The sequence below is a fragment of the Adhaeretor mobilis genome (assembly GCF_007741515.1).
GTDB classification, from domain to species: Bacteria; Planctomycetota; Planctomycetia; order Pirellulales; family Lacipirellulaceae; genus Adhaeretor; species Adhaeretor mobilis.
In genome coordinates this window covers 5307249-5329697 of the sequence record NZ_CP036263.1, presented here as the reverse complement: position 1 = coordinate 5329697, position 22449 = coordinate 5307249, and the positions used below count along the sequence as shown (strand labels likewise).

General features: G+C 55.6%; 17 protein-coding genes. 8 read left to right on the top strand and 9 right to left on the bottom strand.

Going from position 1 to position 22449, the window contains the following annotated elements; all coding sequences use genetic code 11:
* Positions 1-328: 328 nt before the first annotated feature.
* Entirely contained in the window at positions 329-793 is a 465-nt protein-coding gene (locus HG15A2_RS20935; RefSeq protein WP_145062990.1) for a hypothetical protein, read from the top strand.
* Positions 794-1025: 232 nt separating this feature from the next.
* On the opposite strand, the gene HG15A2_RS20930 is transcribed toward HG15A2_RS20935, so the two are convergent.
* From HG15A2_RS20930 to HG15A2_RS20920, 3 genes are all read right to left on the bottom strand, one after another.
* Entirely contained in the window at positions 1026-2129 is a 1104-nt protein-coding gene (locus HG15A2_RS20930; RefSeq protein WP_145062988.1) for a class I mannose-6-phosphate isomerase, read from the bottom strand.
* A 250-nt stretch (positions 2130-2379) separates the two neighbouring features.
* Positions 2380-2871, bottom strand: a complete 492-nt coding sequence (locus HG15A2_RS20925; RefSeq protein ID WP_145062986.1) for a GAF domain-containing protein — start codon at positions 2869-2871, stop codon at positions 2380-2382.
* A 1-nt stretch (position 2872) separates the two neighbouring features.
* Entirely contained in the window at positions 2873-3394 is a 522-nt protein-coding gene (locus HG15A2_RS20920; protein WP_145062984.1) for a hypothetical protein, read from the bottom strand.
* 844 nt (positions 3395-4238) lie between these two features.
* On the opposite strand from HG15A2_RS20920, the gene HG15A2_RS20915 reads away from it, so the two are divergent.
* Together HG15A2_RS20915 and HG15A2_RS20910 are read left to right on the top strand one after the other, a co-directional pair.
* The gene (locus HG15A2_RS20915) at positions 4239-7427 is read left to right on the top strand and encodes a [protein-PII] uridylyltransferase family protein (protein WP_145062982.1); all 3189 of its coding nucleotides are present in this window, start codon (positions 4239-4241) and stop codon (positions 7425-7427) included.
* Between the two features lie 582 nt (positions 7428-8009).
* On the top strand, positions 8010-12815 hold the full coding sequence (locus tag HG15A2_RS20910; RefSeq protein ID WP_145062980.1) for an autotransporter-associated beta strand repeat-containing protein: 4806 nt from the start codon (positions 8010-8012) through the stop codon (positions 12813-12815).
* Between the two features lie 198 nt (positions 12816-13013).
* Here HG15A2_RS20910 and HG15A2_RS20905 read toward each other — a convergent pair whose 3' ends face one another.
* A complete protein-coding gene (locus HG15A2_RS20905; protein ID WP_145062978.1) occupies positions 13014-13331 on the bottom strand; it encodes a P-II family nitrogen regulator in 318 nt (105 codons plus the stop codon).
* Between the two features lie 153 nt (positions 13332-13484).
* Positions 13485-13916 (bottom strand): 2Fe-2S iron-sulfur cluster-binding protein, encoded by a 432-nt coding sequence (locus HG15A2_RS20900; RefSeq protein ID WP_246117818.1) that lies wholly within the window; start codon positions 13914-13916, stop codon positions 13485-13487.
* A 171-nt stretch (positions 13917-14087) separates the two neighbouring features.
* On the opposite strand from HG15A2_RS20900, the gene HG15A2_RS20895 reads away from it, so the two are divergent.
* From HG15A2_RS20895 to HG15A2_RS20880, 4 genes are all read left to right on the top strand, one after another.
* On the top strand, positions 14088-14354 hold the full coding sequence (locus tag HG15A2_RS20895; protein ID WP_145062976.1) for a hypothetical protein: 267 nt from the start codon (positions 14088-14090) through the stop codon (positions 14352-14354).
* Between the two features lie 159 nt (positions 14355-14513).
* Positions 14514-15308 (top strand): thymidylate synthase, encoded by a 795-nt coding sequence (locus HG15A2_RS20890; protein WP_145062974.1) that lies wholly within the window; start codon positions 14514-14516, stop codon positions 15306-15308.
* A gap of 201 nt (positions 15309-15509) precedes the next feature.
* The gene (locus HG15A2_RS20885) at positions 15510-16034 is read left to right on the top strand and encodes a dihydrofolate reductase (protein WP_145062972.1); all 525 of its coding nucleotides are present in this window, start codon (positions 15510-15512) and stop codon (positions 16032-16034) included.
* Between the two features lie 43 nt (positions 16035-16077).
* On the top strand, positions 16078-16665 hold the full coding sequence (locus HG15A2_RS20880; RefSeq protein WP_145062970.1) for a DNA-3-methyladenine glycosylase I: 588 nt from the start codon (positions 16078-16080) through the stop codon (positions 16663-16665).
* A 157-nt stretch (positions 16666-16822) separates the two neighbouring features.
* Here HG15A2_RS20880 and epmA read toward each other — a convergent pair whose 3' ends face one another.
* From epmA to efp, 4 genes are all read right to left on the bottom strand, one after another.
* Entirely contained in the window at positions 16823-17767 is a 945-nt protein-coding gene (epmA, locus tag HG15A2_RS20875; RefSeq protein WP_145062968.1) for an EF-P lysine aminoacylase EpmA, read from the bottom strand.
* Positions 17764-19755 carry a M48 family metallopeptidase gene (locus tag HG15A2_RS20870; protein ID WP_145062966.1) on the bottom strand — a complete coding sequence of 664 codons (1992 nt, stop codon included), beginning with the start codon at positions 19753-19755 and terminating at the stop codon, positions 17764-17766. The genes epmA and HG15A2_RS20870 overlap by 4 nt, the downstream gene beginning before the upstream one ends.
* A gap of 123 nt (positions 19756-19878) precedes the next feature.
* Complete coding sequence (locus HG15A2_RS20865; RefSeq protein WP_145062964.1) at positions 19879-20481, bottom strand: LemA family protein; 603 nt, start codon at positions 20479-20481, stop codon at positions 19879-19881.
* 127 nt (positions 20482-20608) lie between these two features.
* A complete protein-coding gene (gene efp / locus HG15A2_RS20860; RefSeq protein ID WP_145062962.1) occupies positions 20609-21187 on the bottom strand; it encodes an elongation factor P in 579 nt (192 codons plus the stop codon).
* A 216-nt stretch (positions 21188-21403) separates the two neighbouring features.
* Here efp and epmB point away from each other — a divergent pair, with 216 nt between their 5' ends.
* Entirely contained in the window at positions 21404-22444 is a 1041-nt protein-coding gene (gene epmB, locus HG15A2_RS20855) for an EF-P beta-lysylation protein EpmB (protein WP_145062960.1), read from the top strand.
* Positions 22445-22449: the final 5 nt, after the last annotated feature.

Here is a 22449-nt window from a genome sequence, read left to right as displayed (position 1 = left end):
CGTTGGGGGGGCAATCCGTTGGCTGAGGCGATTGAAGCAATTATCCGGTTGGCTCTTGGATCGCAGTCGCAGTAGTTTGCTCCGTCGCTTCGCCACCGATCATTGCTGTTTACACAGGATGGCGAAAGGATCATCCATTCTGGAAGCACTTTTGGCGGCGATATCGTTTTATCGTCTTTCATGCCGTTAGCACCCGCCCCTGACGTGCCCCCTAACCACCGGCTGCAGTTGACCGGCTGCGCCCGCGAGTAGACTGTTGTTGCCGGTTTGAAGCCTGCTCCCGCGGGCGGCCGGCAACTGAGCCATTTACGTTAGGGCGCTAAACCCCATGATCGTAAGACGCGGCATCACGAGCTTCTTCAACTGGGACGACCGCGGCCCCATCCCAGAAATCGGCATCGCAGAATTCAAATCCATCGTCTACGCCGCGGCGACTCCACTGGGGTATACCGTGTCAGATGTTTCCGAGCGTGGCGTCACGCCGAATTTTCATTCCGCCTTGCTGACAAACGGCGACACCGCGCTTTCAATCCTTGGTCATTCGACCTATCCGATTGTCGCATTTTCCGAACCGTTGGAACTACTCTCATGTGAAATTCGGTTCATTGATTCCGATCCGCTGACACAACAACTTGCAACCCTATTTCCTAATGTGACTATTGCGACAACTGCCGAACTCGATCGCAATCTCACTGACACTGATCTCGCAATACTAGACACTTCGGAACGCGAACAGGTAAAATATTGGCAACCGCAATCTGTCGGGAATGCTGCGTTCAACTGGTGGGATTGACCGCCAATCGCGACATAACAATGGGTTGCACACGGAGCCGCGGGTCGCGCGGGTTTCGAAATCAGTACTGTTCGCCGCGGCCCGGTGAACCCAGCCGTTAGGGCGACAATGCTACGCCAGGTGCCACTGCTGGCTTGCCCAGCAGTGTGAATCGGTGTTGGGCATGCCGTTGAGCCCGCGTTTGAATTCTTGCTAACCGTTAGCTAGGCGTGGGTAAATTGCTGTCCACGCCTCAACCCTCCACCATCGGCGGAAAGCACTCCAAAATCTGCACTTCCCGCTCCGCCTCAATCGTATAGCTCCCCAGGCCCGCGGGGCAGAAGAATTTACTCAGCCGTTTCAGCTTCAATTCGTGCTCAGCGGTTCGAATAATACATTCGCCGCTGGTCACGACGCCCGCAAAGAACGAATCTTCGGTGCGCTGGACGCTACCACAGATCGTTGATTTCTTCACGCGAAAGCACGGCGTGGTTTCTGGGCCGATCAAACTATCACGATGTCCCGCGTCACCGTAGGTGGCTTCCCGTTGAGCCTGGAACATGAAGTCGCGGCGCACTAGGTCCTCGGGCTTCGCCTCGAAATCGAAGATGTCTAGGCAAAACTCGAGGCCCCGGTTCATGAATCTCGCGGACTCGGGCAACGTGTAGCCTGCGCGCTCGAACTCGAAGCGGACGACCAGGTCCGAAGGCTCCATGATCTCCACCATGAAAATGCCCTCGCCGATCGCGTGCGGCACACCGCCGGGGATAAACAGCACGTCGCCCGGCTTCACATGGATCTTGTCGAAACAATCCAAGATCGCTGCCATGTTCTGCTCTTCGATCCAACTACGCAAATCATCGCGACTAGGTGGCCGCTGAAATCCCAGATAGACGTACGCCTGGTCGACATTCCCCTGCTTGGCATCCTCACGCACGTCCAGAATGTAATACGCCTCGGCCTTGCCCGAATCAGAATCGAGATGCCGCTTCGCAAAGTCCGCCGTCGGATGGGCTTGTAACTGCAGACGCACCGAGGCATCCAACAGTTTGATGAGCACCATCGGTTGTTGCCCGTACCGTGCCACGTGATCCGCGCCGAGGAAATACTCAGGATCTTTGGCGATCAAGTCGGGAAGGAGCAGCTCTTGCCCATCGATGCTGACCTTGGAAATGCCCTCGTGCTCGCCATGCGAATCAGGATTGTTGGCCGCAGTGACTGAGCCGATCCAGTCTTCGGGGAAGTGACTATCGGCGGGCTCGGTTTTACCGACCAGCTCATCAAGTATCCGGCCGCCGAGGTAGCTGCGCCACACGCGGTTTTGGGGTAGCTCGATAATTCTGTCTTTGTATTGCACCGGCTTGAGCCCCTAACGTTTTAAGACAAGTCGCACTGTGTGATGAGCTGCACCGCATGATGAACTGCCAGCCTTCGCCGCCGAACTGGCTAGCCGTTGAACTAGGCCGTTGAACTAGGCCGTTGAACTGGGCCGTACAACTAGACCGCTGAATTGGGCCGTAAAACTAGATCGGCACCTGAAAGTGTACGGTTTAGTAGAGTAGGGTGCCACTGCTGAAGAAGCCAGCAGTGGCACACCAGGCGACAACTCAAGACTTGTTCAGACAAGCCCCAAGCATCGTCGCCTGGTTCAGCAAGCGTAAGATTTCGACCGGCGAATAAGAGCGAGGCTCGACCGTTTGTACGACCAATACGCCTTGGGAATCGATGGGCACGCCGAGAAACGATTCGTAAGCGTCTTCTTCGGCTTCTGGGAAATATTTGAAGCGAGGATGCTTCGTCGCTTCTGCGATAGCAACCGGTTGCATCTCTTCAGCGACCATTCCTGCCAGACCCTCATGCAGTCCCATTCGCAGTGAACCGACGCAGTTCTGATTAAGTCCAACCGTCGCTGCCAGAACCAAGGTTGCAGCGTCTTTCTCCCTCAAGTAGATCGAACAGACATCCACTTCTAAACGATTACCCAGTTTGGCAACAATGTCCCTCAAGACGCTGCTAAGTCGTAGGGTCTGCGAGAAAATCTCATTGAAAGCATCCTCCGTTAGAAACGACTGTTCGGCGATCGGGTGTTCATTGATCATGCTATGCAACAGCGCCGGCTACCAACTCGCGTTCTTCATGAACAACCTCAGCCGGCTCGTGGTGATTGTCGTGATCTTCGTTGTCGTTGTGATTCTCAACGAGCGGTAATTCTTCTGCCAGCGACAGTGCTTCTTGCTTGGCAGCGGCACGCCTTGACGCCAAAAAAAACAGTGCGGGAGCGGCAAGCACTAGAAGGGTGGGCCCGGGCGAATAGGAGATGACAAATGCGCACCATCCGTAGAGGGCTGCCACGGAGACCACGACAATCGCCCCACCGACTTCGGCGAGCTGCTTCTTACTGGCAAGCGTATAGCCGAGACAGATGGCGAGTAGGATTCCCATGAAGATTGGCAGATCAGCACTACCCGCCTTGCCCGAAAAGAACCGCTGAAAGTGGTAGTTAAAGTTTATATCGCTAGTGAAGAAAAAGACGCTGGCGAATATCGTGGTCGCCGCAACCGACGTCCACAACGCGATGGTGTGTGTCATATCTTCCAATTTGTGCAGTACTTGCGCAGTCATCTCTCGGTCTCTCCAATACGGTGGGATGTTTCCCTTTGCTCTTCTCGTTCGCAAAGGAACTTCGGCGGGCTACTAGCGCTTAGCAACCTCGCGGAAGCTGAGTAACTAGTAGTGTTGAGGTGGGGCTTCAGTGAGAACTGTTAACGTGTACTCACTATTGCTGCTAGCGGACTAGCGGCTGATGAGTAAGTGCAATGGGCGTGCCAAAATTTCGGCAGAGAGGCAAAGCCGGACGAAAGGTGCCAGTAAATAGGCGTTTCTCACTGCTTATTCCAATGAATTCCATCTCGCTGACTAGATTACAGTGGATCACCGAATGCGTTTTACTGCTGAACTTCTCAGATAGCACTCTATCCTTGAAAGCCGTATCTTTGTGCAGCACTGCCTAATGTGCGCGCCGGACGATCATAGGGAGATAAGTCGAAAGTTGTGGAGCCTGCTCGAAAGGCAGCTTCCTACAAGTTCGCCCTCCACTCTACGAGCTCAGTTACGATTTTGCTGCATAACTGGTTCCCTTCACGGCGGTTCAGTTTGCATTAGATAGGCGGCTACAGTCTGTTACTGCTTTGGATGTGTGGAGTGGCACCTAGCGATTCAAACTCAGCAGCCTCATCTCGGTCCGTCTTACCAATCATCCTCCCGACCGGCCAGAACTCGTTGCCGAACCGATCTAGCGATTCTCTGTAATCGGGCCCTGCAGCATCTCTCGCTGCCAGGCAACGCTCGCTTATTTCTGCACGGCAGCCATGACAGCCCCCACGCCGTCAGGTTATAGTGGCTCTGTAGGCGGACCCTCAAAAATCAGTCTCCCGTTCTTCCGCTGAACCTATGCAACCCACCGCCGATGCAGTCCCAACGCCTACGAACCATTCTCGGAACTCAAGACCAGGAAGTCCCCGGCGAGGCGCGTGCCTGGCTCAAGCAATTGGGCGTATCAGACGTGCGCACTGGGCATTCGAACCTAGTCCGATTAGCCGATGCGGGTGTAACGCTGGACTTATTGGCTGAAGTCTGCCGGCAATTCGAAGAGACCGCTCCTCGACTGGCCGATGTGGACATGGCGCTGAACAACCTGGAACGCTTCCTGCTGGCGGCGCGCAGCCCGCTTTCCACGGCGGCACTTTTCGAGCGCGATCGCCAAGCGCTTCCGAATTTATTGTTGCTACTCACAGCTAGCCAAGACCTGAGCGATTTGCTCTGCTCCGATCCGGAGAGTTATGACCTGCTGCGCATGACGGAGGGACTTCCCTACGCAAGGGAAACAATCGTCGGAGAGCTTGTCGCCGAAGTTGCTTCCTTGGATACCAATGATGACGTGATGGCTCACCTGCGCCGTTTCAAACGTCGTGAGACGTTGCGGATTGCTTACGGTGATGTCGTCGCAGAGCATCCTGTGGATCAGGTCACAAGGCAGATTTCCTACGTGGCCGACGCGGTGGTCGAAGCCGCTTTGCAGCATGTGCATCGCAAGCTTCAGGGGAAAGTCGGGCGAGAGCGCCCGCAGTTCGTAGTCCTTGCGCTCGGAAAACTGGGCGGACGAGAACTCAACTACTCGAGCGACATCGATTTAGTATTCCTGCATGATTCCGTGGCAGACGGAACCTTAGGGGCGGACCAGTACGCGCATCGGGTGGCCCAACAGCTCATTCAGCTGCTTACCGAACCGACCGACCTCGGCGCGGCCTACCGCGTAGACATGCGACTCCGACCGGAAGGCCGACGTGGGCCGCTGAGCACCGGACTCGGTCAGGCGCTTGCCTACTATGACCTGCGCGGCCGTACCTGGGAACGCCAGGCGTATGTCAAGGCACGTGTGATTGCCGGCGACATCGAACTGGGGGAGCGGTTTCTTGGGCAACTCGAGCCCTGGGTGTATCGTCGCTATCTTAGCTTGGCGGATATCGCTGGAATTCAGTCGTTGAAGCGCCGGATTGAGAAACGCGCCGATGCGAAAGGCGTGGCGAATACCAACGTGAAAACGGGACACGGCGGCATTCGCGATATCGAATTCGTGATCCAGTTCCTCCAGTTGCTCAATGGCGGGGCCTCCCCCGAAGTGCGCACGGGGAACACGCTTGAGGCCATTAGCCTGCTGGAACAGGCAGGTTGCTTGACCGAACAGGAACGCAGCATCCTCGACGTCAACTACCGATTCCTCCGAAAAGTGGAGCACCGCCTGCAGATCATGTTCGATCTGCAAACGCACGAGCTACCGACCAGTAGTGAGGAGATGCGCAAGCTCTCGCGTCGATTGGGCTACTCAAGACAGTCCGACCACGGTTCTGATCAATCGGCGAAAAGACTTTTTCAGGAGGACTACGAGCAGCGCACGGCCGAGAACAACCGTATTCTCGATCACCTGCTGCACGATGCCTTTGAGGAAGCCACCGTAGACAGTCCGCAGCAGTCTCGAGAGGTCGATCTTGTGAACGACCCTGACCCGAGCGAGCAGGCCATTGAAGAGATTTTGGGGCACTATCCCTTCTCAGACCCAAGAACCGCCTACGACCACCTGATGTCGCTTGCCACGGAATCGATTCCTTTCCTCTCCACGCGGCGCTGCAGGTTGTTTCTCGCGTCGATCGCACCTCGCTTGCTCTCTGCCATTGCTGCTACGCCCGATCCTGATGCGACACTGATTGCGCTGTGCCGCGTAAGCGACTCGCTCGGTGGCAAGGCAGCGCTGTGGGAACTGTTCAGCGAGAATCGCCCGTCGATGAACCTCTACGTCACGCTCTGCGCGGCATGTCCCTACTTGACGGGAATCCTCACCACGAACCCTGGTATGATCGACGAGCTCACCGACAGCCTGCTCACCGATCGGTTACCTGACTACGACCGACTTCACAAGTCTCTCGAAGAGCTAGCCCACAGCGCGGAAGACCTCGCGCCCATTCTGCACAGCTTCAAGGCTTCGCAACACCTACGCATCGGCGTGCGCGACATACTTGGCAAGGATGCCATCCAGGCGACCCACCAGGCGCTATCCGACACGGCGGAAGTTTGTCTGAAAAAGGTGATCGAGATCGAGTATGAGAAGCTCGTGGAGAAGCTCGGTGAGCCGCAAATCGGATCGGAGCTGCCCGGTGAGAGTGGCATTGAAAGGATCACCTCGGAGATCCTGCCCTGGAGTGTGCCCGTCGAACGGCATGGCACCACGTGCGAGTTTCTCGTCGTGGCCATCGGCAAGCTCGGTGGTAGCGAGCCGAACTTTCACAGTGATCTCGATTTGGTTTTCTTGTACGAGGCAGAAGGCGATACGCAGCCCGTCCAACGTGGTGGGCACGATCATAGAAACTCAGGGACGACCAACAATCACTTCTTCGGCGAGCTAGCGCAGCGAATCATCAAAAAGGTCAACCAGTTTGGCCCCCAGGGGCAGCTCTACGAAGTCGATCCGCGCTTGCGCCCCACGGGTCGCGGCGGTCAGTTGGCCGTCTCGCTGGAATCGTTTGTGAAGTACTTCGATCGCGGCGAAGGCCAACTCTGGGAACGCCAAGCATTGTGCAAGGCTCGTGTCATCACGGGCTCTGAGATCGCTAGGACACGCTGTGAGGCGGCCCTCCAGCAAGCCGTGTTTGGCCAAGCGTGGCAAGAGAATCAAGTAGGAGAAATCAGGCAGATGCGAGCCAAACTGGAAGCCTCCGCCTCGCCACGCAATCTCAAACGCGCCCGCGGCGGCACCATGGACACGGAATTCATTGTGCAAATGCTGCAACTCAAGCACGGTTGTCAGGAACTTTCAATTCGGCAAACCAACACACTGAAGGCGCTCGACGCGCTCGCAAGTGCCGGGCTGCTCAAGCAGGAAACAGCCGAGCAGCTCGCTGGCAGCTATCGCTTCCAAAGAAATGTCGAATCTCGCATCCGACTGATGAACTCCCCCGGTCGGCACGAGTTCCCAGAAGACGAGAAAGAACTAGCCCGGCTGGCGATGCTCTTGGGTTATGAGAACACGGAGTCGCTAACTGCCGAAGCAGAGAAAGTGTTCCGTCAAACCCGCGCGGTGTTTGACGCGTTTTTTCCGGCGTGACCACTCGTTCCCACGCTCCTTCGTGGGAACACAAGATTCTGACGCTCTGCGTCTGGCCCGGTGCGAAGGCCAAGCACTGTCAGGGTCGAGCGCCGCAGGAGCGGCTAGATATCCCGTTCCCACGCAGGAGCGTGGTAACGAGGAGGCGCTACCCATGCCACCCACTAAAGCCCTAGCCCCGCCTCAACGTGCTCGGCACTCATCACAAAGATTTTTCCGTCTCCCATGCGGCCGATTTAGCCTATTTTACTCGGTTTTGCTTGCATCTCGAGTGCCAGGCGGCTACTGTACAGGCAACCTTCGTCTTTCCTAGACACTTCTATAATCAGCGAAGCCAATGATTTCTTAACAACTGACCTGTGGGCAACCTTCAACAGCATTGCCCGTTTTGGTTGGTTGTGTCATTGGCAATCCGGTGCATCGCTCGTTTCCTTGAGCAACGGGACTTCGCGCGGCTGGTTCCTCGGGGCTGTTGCAGCGTCTCTTTATCGCTTTCGTCGGATTTGCCAACCTCCGATTTTCTGTTGAATGATACCCACGCCACTACTTACTCCAGCTGCTCCCCACAAATGACAACTCGCTATGAACTCACGTAAGCCGATCTACCAGATATGTACCACCGTCTTGCTTCTCTTACTTTTTGGAATTCAGAGCAAGTCGAGCCCGGCGCAAACCAATAGCACTTGGTTGAATTTACCCGACGCAACCGACTGGTTCGATCCCTTGAATTGGGATAACGGGGTCCCCAACTCGGCTGGCGCTACCGCCAACGTGGCAGCGCAGGCCGGCATCGTTACTCTTGATTTGGACGCCCAGGTTACCCTTGGGAACGCAAGCTTTTCCGATTTTGGCACGATCGCATTGCAAGGGGCGGGCCCGTTGTTGCTCGACAATCCAGGTTCCGAGCCGGCGACCGTCAGGACGCTTATTCCTCAGCGAGTCACTTTAGGTGTAGAGATAGCGACGCCCGTGCTAATCGCTCCGGGGGAAAGCCTACTCTTCGACCTCGTGGGACTGAAGAATGTTGAACTGAGTGGTAGTATTGCTTCTTTGGAGGGAGACATCGCAAAGACTGGGTTTGGAGCGCTCAGGCTATCTGGCGACAACTCAACGTGGCAAGGCAGTATTGCAGTCGATGGAGGAGAATTGGTGCTCGCGGATGTCAACGCAGTTTCAAGTAGCAGCGGCATCTCAGTGGGGCCCAACGCTCGCTTATCTTTCGTTTCTCAGAGTGTTACGGGGCAGAGTGATTCCGATTATCTCGTGCCCACCACAACACTTGACGGCGGCAAGGTAGGTGTGAAATTGTCAACCAGATTGGCGCGAGGTGAATTATACGGCGTTGCGGGCTTTACCGATGTGGTCATGGATTTAGACCTCTCCCGTGATAGTACCATCGAACTGACACAATTCGACTCGATGCGGATACAGGGAGCTATCACTGGTGCCGGAGGACTGAGCTTTTTGAAGAGAGAAATCCCTAATCTTCCCGGGGGCCAATCTAACAATCCAGTAATCACAATCGATGGTTCGACATCCTACTCCGGCAAAACAGAAATTGGCCCCGGCATGCGCGTTTTTTTCGAGCAGCCCGCGGCCTTAGGAGATGCAAACGCCAATACTGTAGTAGATCGAGGGGAGCTATTGCTTAGGGGAGGGGGTGGAAATGAACAAATTGTTGTGAAAGAGGGAAGTCTAGATTTGGGCGGATCTGTCACTCCTTATGGACATCAAATCACACTGGAGCGAGGCCTGCTCACCGGTGGGAGTGTTGACGGCTTGGCAGCCACATTGGACGCGCCGGTTACTTTCTCGGGTGGCGTTGCCCTTGGAGTGACTTCGAGTAACAGTTACGTTTTTACGAATGGCTTGCATGGCTCCGGTTCTGTTTTCGCATCAAGAAAAGTTGACATTGCAGGTGAAATTGTGGCTCGTGGAAACTTCGCTGCCACGCAAAGCGGACCGGTGAGGCTCTCTGGTAAGCTTTCGCAAGCGGGTGATGTCTTCATCTCCGAGACCCAAATGGAACTCACCGGAGACTTAGAGTCTCCCCGTGGTACGTTTTATTTAAGCCCCGGTCGTTTTGTTGCAAGTCTGGTCGCTAGGCAGAGCAATACGCTTGAGTCCTTCGTTATCGATCCCCGCACCGCTGAGAGAGAAAGCTTTATCGAAGATTTGCGACTAGAGGCCGACCAAGGAGCTGTCTTGTCGATCACCGACGAGCTAAGATTTCTTGGCGGAACTATTCGTGGTGCTATTGCAGGGCAAAAAGTGCTGACGAAGCAGGATAGAACCCCGGGAGTCCTGGAAGACATCCGTGGATCAGGATTCACACGCGTCGATGTGGAAGGTGGCCAGCTCACTGTAAGGGGAGATGCGGGTGAGGCACCGCCAGCAATTCACTTGGGCGTTCACGATACCGCTCAGGTAGTCCTCGATACGGAAGAAATTTATCACGGAGACATCCACTTAAATAATGCCAGTGGACCGATTGGTCAGGCTGCGTTGGTTGTTGGCGGCAGTGAAGCCTTGGAGCAAACAACGTTGGCGGGAAACGTGTTTCTCGGTGATCGTGGCTCCAACCTGTCAGCGGGTGTTTTTACCGGAGAGGTGGCTCTCATCACAGGCGTGCTACACGGTGGCGACCTCACGGTCAAAGGACGGCAAGATTTACGCTTTCAGAGTGGTAACCACTCCTATTCCGGAGAGACGCATGTTCTGGCAGAGAACTTTAGGTTAATCGAAAGTGGCAGCCTTAATTCGACATCAAAAATCGTTGGAAATGGCAGACTCTCTAGGGGCGGCGGTAGGAGCGGCTTGATTCTCGACAACAGTGGTGAGATTGCAAATGAAGATCGTATCCCAGATAGCACGCCGGTTGATCTCAACGGCATGAAGTTGACACTCCTGGGACGCGCCGGAGAGCAACTCACTGAGCGGTTGGGGACCGTAACCCTGGATCGGGGAACCAGTGAGATCGTTGTAGAAAACCCGTCAGATTCCGGCAGTGAGACGACATTAGAGATAGCAAGTTTGGTCAGGCGTCCTGGCACGGCGTTGCGGTTTGACCCGGGCAGCAACGGCGGCAAACTGCAATTCGCAACCGCACCCACTCTGGACGACAACCTGCTTGGGGGTTGGGCGACTGTAGAAGATGATTTCGCGACTTATGGCCCCGACGGCGTCGTCGCCTATTCCGCACTGCACACCTATGCTACCAACCTGATTGCGGCCACCTCTACAGACAACGTAGGTGACTTCAGTGGAGGTGTCACTCTAGCGGAAGACAAGAACATCAACGCGCTGAAGATGGGTAGTGGTCCGATTGACCTCAATGGTCACACCCTAACATTAGAAAGTGGCGGATTGCTACTTGATGCATCAATCACGAATGGTCAATTGAGCGCAGGCGCTTCCGACGGTGCGGAGCTAATCGTCAGTGGGGCCGGCACGATCTCGGCAGATATTGTCGACAACGCACAGGGGTCGGTCGGTTTGACCTACGCTTCGAATACAGGGCCCCTGCGCCTTCATGGCAACAACACGTACTCAGGGCCAACCAAGTTTAGTGCTGGTAGTGGCAGCAGCGTTTTACTCTTTAGCGAGGGCGCATTGCCGACAGGCACAGACCTGACCCTCAACGGCACTTTTCTCCGCGTAGAATACGAGTCTGAGATGCCCATGATTCTGGGAGATGTCGAAATATCGGACTACGCAGAGTTCCGTCCTTCAGCAACCAATTCGCCCACAGTTCGGGCAAACAGCATTACGATCGCCTCGGGTGGACTTGACGATCTGAAATTGGAAGGAGACTTCCCAATCACAAAAATCGGGGAGGGCATCGCGTCGCTCTCCAGAAGCTTGGCAATGCATACCGGACCCATCGATATCCAGGGAGGTCAATTCATTACGGATCAGTTCGGAACGGCACCGCTGGATGACGAGCATGCTGTTACCATTCACCAAGGGGCAAGCCTGAGGACCGAAAGCGGCCTCGCTCTCACGGGTAGAAAATTCCGCTTCGATGGCGGCATCCTCGATATGGAATTACGAGGCGGCATTTCTGCCCCTATCGAGGTTCTCTCGGGTGGTGGATTCATCCGTATTGAGCGCGGAACTACCGTTGTCACAAGCTCGATAACAGGGCAGGGCCAACTCGTAGTCGAGGGCGGATTCGGCAACGGGATCATTGACTTTGAAGGCGATTTGAACGCTTTTCAAGGGGCGCTACGATTCACAGGAGGTGTGACAAATCTGCGCGGTAACAATGTAACTTACTCTCAGCCAATCGAGATCGCTGCTGCAGACTTGACAGTCTACGACACCAATGCCCTCGGCACAGGGGAAGTGACGATTCTTCCTGAGGGACGTTTGAGTATTACCAATGCCGTGACTGGCAACCTCGTGTTAGCGGGAGGAGCGTTGACAATGGCTCCGGGTAACTCTCTTTCCTCCCCGCGGCTAAATGGTGATTTGCGTGTAACTCAGGATTCCTACATCTTCATTTCTCCACTGGTCGATGGCAGGCAGATCTTGCCGGTGATTGAGAGTGCAATTGGACTTTCCGATCAAACTAATCTCACTATCTCACCTGATCTAGCCCTGCAAGCGAGAAGAGTTGCTGCAAATATCAGTCGAGTCCAGGAACGAATCACTCTCGGTGGCGATATCATTGTAGACGGCGACGCCTCCATCACATCTTTCGACGCTTTCGTGAGGATGGACGGAACAGTCCGTGCTGGAACAGAGCACGCTAGCCTTGACCTTGTTGGCAACGACACCTTTGATTTTCAAGGATCAATTCAAATCGACGAGTCGAGGTCGCTTGCCGTGACTTTCGATGGCGAGGCGTCAGCCTTGGATTTATCGGGCTCTGACAGTCGTTTTGAAGGCAACGGCACTTACGTTGGTGATATTGCGATTGGCAGTGGCGCCAACATCGCCCCAGGCAACTCGGCCGGCATACTCTCAGTCATCGGCAACGCAACGATTGGCGAAGGAGCTGTCTTTGAGTGGGAGATTGGCTCGGCCGATGGCACGCCCGGCGAGGACTGGGACCTGTTTGAAGTGGAAGGCGATTTGCAGTTTAGTGCGAGCGAAAGCACGCCCTGGATACTGCAGATCAACGACCTGCCAGGGTTCTTGCCAGGAGAAGCAGGGCCTTGGTTAATCATGTCTGCCGATAGCATCGTCGGCTTCGACCCGTCGGAGGTTCGATTCGACGTCGCTGGCATCGCAGATGTTTGGCCATCGCTAGAATCGGATGACCTAAGACTTCAAGTGCATGGAGGGCAATTATTTTTGCAGGCGATTCCTGAGCCGGCATCCTTGCTGCTCCTGGTACTCAGCTGCACGATGCTATTGGCTCATCGCCCGCGTGGTGTTTGACGCGTTTTTCCCGGCGTAGAACAGTCTTGCCGAGACCACTCGTTCCCACGCTCCCGCGTGGTAACGCAAGATTCTGACGCTCTGCGTCTGGCCCGGTGCGAAGGCCAATCACTGTCAGGGTCTAGCGCCGCAGGAGTGGCTAGATATCCCGTTCCCACGCAGGAGCGTGGTAACGAGGAGACGCTACCCAGCCACCCACTAAAGCCCTAGCCCCGCCTCAACGTGCTCGGCACTCATCACGAATATCTTTCCGTCGCCCATGCGGCCGGTGCGCGCTGTCTCAACCATTTGGCGTATCACTTCTTCGCTGCGTGCATCCTCGACCCAAGCGGTAATCTCTACCTTGGGGAGAAACGCCTCGGCGTATTCGCTCTCGGCGTATTCGTTGAGATAGTTCTTCTGCCGCCCCATGCCTTTCACTTCACGCACGTGCACGGCTTCCAAGGGGGCGCGCCGCAAAGCGTCTAAGATGCGCTCCGCGAGGAACGGCTTCACAATGGCGACGACTTGTTTCATGGAAGGCTGTTGGCTCTCGGCTATTAGCTGCTCAGCTGTATTGCCAAGAGCCAATAGTCTGTGGATTCGGTATGCCTCGCTCCACTCGGCAGTACCCTACATGACTTGTGATAGCCTATGGTCCGCACAGCGGACCCTACAAGAGCTTCTCCTTTAGCTAAAGAAATTCTCGCCGAACAGGTCAAGCTCAGGGCCCGTTTCGACTTCGATATCGCCGTTCACTTTAGTTTGGCAGGAAAGCCGCATCGTTTCTTCGTTGCCTACAAACGCGAGGCAGGGCAAAGGATCGAAGCCTCCCGGAGTCACCGGAGTAGGAATCGGCACGCGGAATCTTGCCTTCTCGACCATGCCCATCTTGCTCACGTTTTCCATGCCTTTGGTAATCCGCACGCGACAGGTGCCGCATTGGCCCAGGCCGTGGCAATTCACTACTTTATTCAGGCCCGCAGCGAAGCCATTGATGCCCTGGTGGACGTTGACACCTGCCTTAACGGCTTCGGTCCGCAGGTTCGCACCGTTGGGGACTTCGATCTCAACATTTTCTTTCGTGAACTTGATAACCGGCATGTCTTGTAGAGCCTTCATTCCAAAGCCAGGGAAAATTAGACAGGTCGGGTGCTACCTAGAGCAGCCGACAGTCGATAACATACTTTACCCCACGGTCGCCGGTGGTTAAAGCCGCTTGTGGGGCGATAATGTCCAAAGCTTGCAGTTTGCCGTAAGCTATATTCGTCACATCACGAGGAGCCCCCAGCGATGGCCCGCCAATTCACGAAATTCCAGCAAAAGGCGATCAAGAACTTCTACGACAATAAGGAGGCGATCGGCATCCAACGTCTGGGCGAGCTGGTCACGGACCTGTACCTAGCCGAAGGCAAGGCCCGTGCCACCAAATGGAAGCAAGCCGCCGGAGCTCTGGAAAAACTGGGTGTCAAAGCTCCTGAAATTGATAAAATCGTAAAAAACGACGATCCAACCGCCCTGGCCAAGAAGCTCGAACAGCTTATGGCCGAGCAGGAGTAGCTCACGCTCGTTCCCACGCTCCTGCGTGGAACGGGATAGTCAGCCGCTCCTGCGGCGCAGCCCCGTACCTTGGGTTTGCGATCACTTAAAACTCAAACGCCGCAGGAGCGGCTAGTTCGTGCGTTCCCACGCAGGAGCGTGGGAACGAGAATCTGAGTCATGCAGCAATATCTCAACCTCCTCCAAGACGTTCTCGACAACGGTGTCCAAAAGTCCGACCGTACAGGCACCGGTACGCGAAGCGTGTTCGGAAGGCAGCTGCGGTTTGATTTGTCGGCGGGGTTCCCACTACTCACCACCAAGAAGTTGCACCTGAAGTCGATAGCCTATGAGCTGCTCTGGTTCCTGCGCGGCGATACCAACACGGCTTACCTCAACGAGCACGGCGTCAGCATCTGGGACGAGTGGGCCGACGAGAACGGCGAGCTGGGGCCGGTCTACGGCCACCAATGGCGCAGCTGGCCTAGCGCTGATGGTGGCGTGGTCGATCAAATCACTGACCTCATCGAGCAAATTCAGTCGAACCCCGACTCACGCCGTTTGATCGTGAGTGCGTGGAACGTGGGCGAGATTTCCAAGATGGCACTTCCGCCCTGTCATCTGCTGTTCCAGTTCTACGTAGCCAATGGCCGGCTCTCTTGCCAGCTCTACCAAAGGAGCGCCGATGTGTTTTTGGGGGTGCCGTTCAACATCGCGTCTTACGCGTTGCTCACGATGATGGTCGCTCAAGCGACGGACCTAGAGCCGGGCGACTTCGTCCACACCCTCGGCGATGCGCATCTCTACGAAAATCATCTCGACCAAGCCCGCACGCAGCTAGGGCGCGAGCCAAGGCCACTCCCCACCATGACGCTCAATCCAGAGGTAAAGTCGATTTTCGATTTTGAGTTCGAGGATTTTACGCTGGGAGACTACGATCCGCATCCGCATATTAGGGCGAAGGTAGCGGTGTAGTTTTGAACCACGGAGTCTCGGAGGACACGGAGAAGAAACTATTGTTACTCTCGCAAAGGCGCTAAGGCGCAAAGCAAGAGTGTTACTTATATGTTGCATGGGTTGTCAACGCATTGTTGATTGTCCACTGGACTCAGTGATTTTCGAATCCTTGACGCCTTCGCGAGATATCCAACAAACCTCCGTGCTCTCTGTGACTCCGTGGTTCAAAACACTGGCCTTTCCATTATCGTCGCCGCCGCCCAGAACAGCATCATTGGCCGCGGGGGCGATCTCCCCTGGCGGCTTTCTGCTGATTTAAAGCGATTCAAACGAATCACGATGGGGCATCCCATCGTCATGGGTCGCAAGACGTGGGAATCCATCGGCAAGCCGTTGCCGGGACGCACCTCCGTTGTCGTGACGCGGCAAAAAGATTTCGCGACCCAGTACGAGGAGGTGAAGATCGCGCACACTCTGGAAGATGCTATTGAAGTTTCAATGGACTTGCCCGGCGGGGAAGATGTTTTTGTCATTGGCGGAGCCCAACTCTACGAAGCGGCATTACCGCTAGCGAACAACCTCTACTTCACGCATGTCGAAGCCGAGGTAGAAGGGGATGCGGTGCTACCCGAGATTAATTGGCATCGGTGGCGCTGTTTTGAGGAGCAATCATTTCCTGCGGATGAGAAGAACGACCATCCTCATCGATTCGCATTGTATCGGCGACGCGCACTTATGTCTTGAGAGTAGCTTTGTGCTCATTGTGTCCTTCGTGGTTCAAAAAAACATGCCCAGTCAACAACGCTGTCCCTGGTGCGAGTCTGGCAACGATCTCTACCGCGAGTACCACGACGGGGAGTGGGGCGTCCCGGTTTACGACGATAAGCACCAGTTTGAATTCCTCACGCTCGAAAGCGCCCAAGCCGGTTTGAGTTGGGCCACGATCCTCAACAAACGCGAAGGCTACCGAAAAGCGTTTGCCCAGTTCGACGTGCAGAAGGTTGCGCGATTTTCGGCCAAGCGCATCGAGAAGCTTCTGCAGAACCCAGGAATCGTACGTAATAAATTGAAGGTGAACGCGGCAGTGACCAACGCGCAGGCCTTCATCGAAGTCCAGCAGGAGCATGGTAGATTCGCGAAGTATATCTGGCAGTTCGTCGAAGGAAAGCCGATTCAAAACCGCTGGAAAACCACCAAGGATGTGCCCGTTACCACGGCCGAGTCGGACGCGCTGAGCAAAGACCTGAAGTCCAAAGGTTTCAAGTTCGCCGGCAGCACCATCATGTACGCCCACATGCAGGCTACCGGGCTGGTGAACGACCATCTGGTGAGCTGTTTCCGGCACCAGGAATGTGCCAAGCTGGCCCGCGCCTAAGAAGGCTTGCAGCAGCGGAAGTACCAAGTTTTGAGCGTGAAGTGATTGAAGGAATCGATGCCGTGGTCGAATTGCCTGAGGTGGAAGCAGAACTCCCACTGGCAAAAATCTACGAGGGCGTACAGTTCGCAACGGAGCTTGAAGACAATCCGCTGAGCTAGAACGCCCTCACTCTGTCGATCGAATCGGCCTCGCAAGCGAGCATCGCGAGCCGATCAAATCCCAAAGCACAACCGCTGCACGGCGGCAGGCCAGGATCGGTCATCGTCGCGAGCAGCGACTCTGGCAACGGCAGGGCAGGGCGGCCATCATTCGCTCGGGCCGTATTCACTTGCTCCAATCGATTTCGCAGCTCAACGGCATCGGTCAGTTCGTCGTAGCCGTTGGCCAATTCAATGCCTCGCCAGTAGAGCTCGAACCGGCGAGCGACCGAGATACCGTTGGAGCTCGGTTCCACCTTCGCGAGCGCCGCTTGGCCGGACGGGTAATCGCAAAGAATCTCCGGCCCGTCCTGTCCCAGTTTGGGTTCGATACAAAACGAGAGCAACAGATTCATCCACTGGTCGCGATCATCGTGTGGAAACTCTTCGGGCACGTCCAGCTGAAGGTCTCTCGCCTTGGCAGCCAGCAATTCGCAACTCGCCAAGTGAGGGTCGAGCTGCACCTCGCGCTCGAACGCCTCGCGGTAACTTGTTAAGACAGCTGGTCGCGTGCCAGCGACCTCACCTAACAGCCGGTCTACCAATGCAATCCCCTCGGTCATGCCATCGCCCGTTCGATACCACTCAACGATGGTGAACTCCGGCGAGTGCAGCGCACCCTGTTCGCCGCCACGGAACGATCGGGTGACTTGGTAAATAGCCTCGAACCCTTCACACAACAGCCGCTTCATGTGTAACTCAGGAGAGGCCTGCAAGAACTGTGCCCCCCTAGGCAGTTCGCCAACAATCGACGGTTCAATATGCAACTCAGGAATCACTTCGCCACTCACCAGCGGAGTTTCGACTTCTAAGAAACCGCGATTATGAAAAAAGTCGCGTACCCGTTTGAGCAGCTCACTTCGCTTCGTGATTGCTTCGCGGCGCTGGTTGTTATCGCTCATGCGGTTGCCGACGGACTCGCGACAGGCTGTCCAGGAAGCAGTGGCGGCATGGGGCAATCGAGCATGTCGCAGATGCCGCGGAATAGTTCTGCTTCTGCTACCGTAACGTCGTGGTCCGCGCAGATACAAGCTGCGCACGCCTCGACAACAGACTTGCGCTGCTTCCTCGCGACTCGATTGAGCTTGTCGAGCGCTTCGCTTAATGGCGCAAGCCCACACTCCGCCGGACTGAGCATCTCCACTTGCACATTCGGCAAGTACGCCGCACCTCGCTTAAAGGCTGTTGGTGCTTCAGCGCGACGGTTATCTGCGTGAGCAAGCGTAGATAGCAGCATCGAACAGGCCTCGTTCATACGTTGCAAGCCGTAGTAAGCAATCTTCGGCGGGGCGGTTCGTTCAAACTGCGGACGCAGGTGCCGGAGCACAATGCGATAAAGTGTCCACTCAAACAGAGCGATTCTCTGGTCAGCCCCGACAAGATCCTGGAAACAGCGAATGAATTCCTGATACTGGGCATGTGACATCGCACGAAGCGAAGGCAATGCCATGTCGATCAGCGGTAAACGCACACTCGCGTCGAGTGCTTCTACGATGCGCAATAACTTGATTGTGAGGGCGACAAGATCCTTAGGCGAGGTTTTTTTCAGGGCGGCAAACTGAATTCTCCTGATCTCTGGATCGCGATCCACCAGGAGGCAAAACACAATCGCCCGAGCACCATAGGGCTCGTGGACCGCATTGACTACGATGTGTGGCAGGTCGGCGACCAGCTCAGCCGCGTAGCTACGATGCAGTTCGGTCGGCTCGCCAACTTGGTCGGCAGAGTGCTCCACAACGTCGAGCGGCACCTGATCGTGTTCGTCGATTTGCTCAGTATCAACATGCCCAGCAGTGACGCTTCCAACCAGACCGGCAGCCCCGGCATGTTGCCCGGCGGCGGCTCCCTTGGCAGTAACGAGGAACTTGCCCTTCCAGCCCGGCTCGAGCGCTAAGATTCGTTTCCGCAGCGGTGGGTGTGTGGCCGTCAACGAGGTAAACCCTTCCCACACGCCCTGCGCGAAAAACATGTGGCTCGCCTCAGAAGCATTGGCCGAAGTGAGCTTTGAGCCGGTCACAAAGCCACCGATTTTCTTCAGAGCTCCTGAAAGCCCACCCGGGTTGCGTGTGAATTGCACTGCCGACGCATCGGCCAGATACTCTCGTTGCCTAGAGACGGCCGCCTTGATGAGGTTTCCCATTAGCGTCCCGGCATAGCCAAGAACGAGCATCGCCAGCCCGATCATCATCAGGTAAGCTCCGCTATTGTTGTTGTCGCGTGAGCTGCGGCGATGCGAACCGCCCGAGCTGCGCAAGATGATCCGACCGATCAGTCCCAGCAGGAGGATTCCGTGCAGCACACCAATCAGGCGAATGTTCAGTCGCATGTCGCCATTGAGAATGTGACTGAACTCATGGGCCACCACCCCCTGGAGTTCCTCGCGTGAGAGGTTTTCTGCGCACCCCCGTGTGACTGCCACCACCGCATCGCTGGTTGCATAGCCGGCAGCGAATGCGTTGATACCTGGCTCGCCTTCGAGAAGATAAACCGGAGGCACAGGCACGCCGCTGGCTAGGGCCATCTCTTCAACGACGTTCAGCAGGCGGCGCTCGGCAAGCGTATCAACGTTCGGGAAGACTCGCTTCCCGCCCAAGCTCTCCGCCACAACCGAACCCCCGCCGCGCAGTTGTGAGAGCTTGTAGAGAGTGCCGAGCACAATCAGCGACAAGGAGACCAAGCCGGCTATCACGGGGATCGCGGTTTGATCCTGGGGCAGCCCGAGCAGCCTCTCCGATTCATAGGGGTTCGCCACGGCCAGCTCGCGAACCGCTAACCAGGCAAGAAACGCCGTGCCGCCCACGATGCACACGACCCCGATTGTGAACATCCCCACCAGCCACTTGGTCGACTTGCGCGCCGCAGATTGTCGTTCGAAAAAGTCGGTAGCCATTGGGAAGGCTGTGGGGGATTAGGCTTTAGACTGTAGGATTGAAGAACAGAACGATAGAGGCTTGGCTGACCTGTTAAGCTTTCTAACTCAATCCTATAGTCTAAAGCCTAACGACCTAAAGCCTCAAAACTCCACCTTCGGCGCTTCAGCAATCACTTCACTATCAAACTCCAATAGCTCAGCATCCTGGCCATGGCCCATCATGCCGGCGAAGATCACTGGCGGGAAGGTTTGACGGTAGGTGTTGTATTGTGTCACCGAATCATTGTACGCTTGCCGTGCGAAGGCCACCTTATTCTCTGTAGCAGTGAGCTCCTCAGTGAGCTGCATCATGTTTTCGTTGGCTTTCAAGTCGGGATAGTCTTCCGCCAGAGCGAACAGCCGGCCCAGCACGCCGCCCAGCATTTGTTCCGCTCCTGCCAGTTGTGTCATGGCCGCTGCATCCCCTGGGTTTTCTGATGCTGCTTTTACGGCACCCATTGCTTGGTTGCGAGCCTGAATAACCGCTTCGAGTGTGCCCTTCTCGTGTTCCATGTATCCCTTAACGGTCTCGACCAAGTTAGGAATCAAGTCATAGCGCCGCTTTAGTTGCACTTCGATTTGCGAAAAAGCATTCTCCAACCGATTTCGCAACGTCACCAGGCGATTGTAAATCCCCGTGACCCAGCCGATGAGAATGACTGCCAACACGGCAAGAACGATCAGCGTAATGACAGTGGGACTCATAGGGTTTCCTCAGCAGAATAGTTAGATAATTGATGCAGGGTACTGCCGAGCTTGGCGAGGCTTACCACCAACGCGGGGCATGGTATGCCTCGCGGGGCTCGGCAATACCTTACAAAGCTGAAATCACTTAACTCTCAGGCTCTTTCGCTCGTTCGATATATTCACCGGTGCGAGTATCGACTCGCAACCAATCACCAATATTAATAAAAGCCGGGGCCAGGATTTCTGCACCGGTCTCTAGCTTCACAGGCTTCGAAACATTCGTCGCCGTATTCCCTTTGGCAGCGGGCTCGCAGTATTCGACTTGCAGTATGACGTGATTCGGGGGCGTCATCGCGATGGGCTGATTGTCCCACACCATGACCTGGCAGTCCATGTTTTCCTTGATGAACTTCCCGGCATCGCCCATTTGCTCTTCGGTGAGCTCGTATTGTTCGAAGTCCTCATTATTCATGAACACGAATGATTCGCCCTGGCGGTACAAATATTGGGCATTAAATTCCTCGACATCGGCAGATTCCAGCGAAGCGCCCGCCTTGTAAGTTCGGTCCATGACGGTGCCACGCAGCAAATTACGAAGCTTGCACTCGTACAAGGCAGAGCCTTTGCCCGGCTTACGGAAATTCATCTCGAACATCAGGTAGGGCGTGCCGTCGATCTGAACCTTCAGACCCTTCTTGAATTCATTTGTACTATAGGTTCCCACAGAATCTTTCCTCAGTTAAATCGTGTATGATGCAGTGATTCTCAAACAGTCTGATGATCATCATTCCGACAGCCGCCTTGGTGACTGGAAATGCCGGGTAGCGCAGGAATCGAGTTTTGAACCCCGGTTGGAATGGATGCCGGATTCCTCGTCGCCTAAGCTTCTTCGGAATGACACAATCTGTACCTACAACCCTCGAAACACGATCCGCTGTCGATGCCCAGTTTAACGTCTCAACCCGAACCTGTCCGCGCCCGTTCTAGCGAGGCGGCAGCCCCTGAAATGTGTTGGCAGGGAGAGATCAAAGCCGCGATCCGCGATGCGGAGGCACTCTGTCAGCAGCTCGACTTGCCACCTGAGACTATCAGCGCTGCAGCCAGCGGTGCGAGCCAATTCCCCGTATTCGTCCCCCCTGCGTATTTGGCGAGAATCAAGCCCGGCGATCCAGCAGACCCACTCTTGCGACAAGTTCTGCCGCTGGCCGAGGAAGGCAATCCAGTAGCGGGTTTCACCGTCGATCCGGTCGACGATGCCGCCGCTGAGCAGGCGCCCGGATTGCTCCACAAATACCAGGGCCGCGTGTTGTTGATCACCACTGGCGTATGTGCTGTGCATTGCCGCTACTGCTTCCGCCGCCACTACCCTTATGAAACCGCTCCACACAGCGATGCTGCCTGGGACGTGGCACTCGATGCAATTGTGGCCGATGAGTCCATTCACGAGGTTATCCTCAGTGGGGGCGATCCGCTGATGCTGGTTGATTCGCGACTAGAAATGCTCGTGGATCGTATCGAGAAGATTGCCCACGTGAAACGGTTGAGGATTCATACTCGATTGCCGATCATGGTTCCTTCGCGGATTACAGATTTTCTCATGGGCCTGCTAAGCCGCGAGCGGCTGAAGTCGGTCGTCGTTTTGCATGCTAACCACGCCCAAGAACTCGACGACGAAGTCGCCGCTGCGTGCCAGAAGCTGCAATCCGTTGGCGTGGTGTTGCTCAACCAAGCTGTTTTGTTGCGTGGCGTGAACGACAGTGTCGAAGCCCAGTGTGATCTGAGCGAACGCCTGATCGAATTAAGTATCACTCCGTATTACCTGCACCAGCTTGATCGGGTCTCCGGTGCCGCACATTTTGAAGTCCCGATTGAGGAAGGCAAGCGAATCGTCACGGAGATGCGCCAGCGCCTGCCTGGGTACCTCGTACCACGCTACGCAATAGAACAACCGGGCGAGGCATCGAAAACAATTTTGTTGTAGAATCC

Coding starts and splice junctions, on each gene's coding strand:
- HG15A2_RS20935 (WP_145062990.1), top strand. CDS start 329: ATGATCGTAAGACGCGGCATCACGAGCTTCTTCAACTGGGACGACCGC.
- HG15A2_RS20925 (WP_145062986.1), bottom strand. CDS start 2,871: ATGATCAATGAACACCCGATCGCCGAACAGTCGTTTCTAACGGAGGAT.
- HG15A2_RS20920 (WP_145062984.1), bottom strand. CDS start 3,394: ATGACTGCGCAAGTACTGCACAAATTGGAAGATATGACACACACCATC.
- HG15A2_RS20915 (WP_145062982.1), top strand. CDS start 4,239: ATGCAGTCCCAACGCCTACGAACCATTCTCGGAACTCAAGACCAGGAA.
- HG15A2_RS20910 (WP_145062980.1), top strand. CDS start 8,010: ATGAACTCACGTAAGCCGATCTACCAGATATGTACCACCGTCTTGCTT.
- HG15A2_RS20905 (WP_145062978.1), bottom strand. CDS start 13,331: ATGAAACAAGTCGTCGCCATTGTGAAGCCGTTCCTCGCGGAGCGCATC.
- HG15A2_RS20900 (WP_246117818.1), bottom strand. CDS start 13,916: ATGAAGGCTCTACAAGACATGCCGGTTATCAAGTTCACGAAAGAAAAT.
- HG15A2_RS20895 (WP_145062976.1), top strand. CDS start 14,088: ATGGCCCGCCAATTCACGAAATTCCAGCAAAAGGCGATCAAGAACTTC.
- HG15A2_RS20890 (WP_145062974.1), top strand. CDS start 14,514: ATGCAGCAATATCTCAACCTCCTCCAAGACGTTCTCGACAACGGTGTC.
- HG15A2_RS20880 (WP_145062970.1), top strand. CDS start 16,078: ATGCCCAGTCAACAACGCTGTCCCTGGTGCGAGTCTGGCAACGATCTC.
- epmA (WP_145062968.1), bottom strand. CDS start 17,767: ATGAGCGATAACAACCAGCGCCGCGAAGCAATCACGAAGCGAAGTGAG.
- HG15A2_RS20870 (WP_145062966.1), bottom strand. CDS start 19,755: ATGGCTACCGACTTTTTCGAACGACAATCTGCGGCGCGCAAGTCGACC.
- HG15A2_RS20865 (WP_145062964.1), bottom strand. CDS start 20,481: ATGAGTCCCACTGTCATTACGCTGATCGTTCTTGCCGTGTTGGCAGTC.
- epmB (WP_145062960.1), top strand. CDS start 21,404: ATGCCCAGTTTAACGTCTCAACCCGAACCTGTCCGCGCCCGTTCTAGC.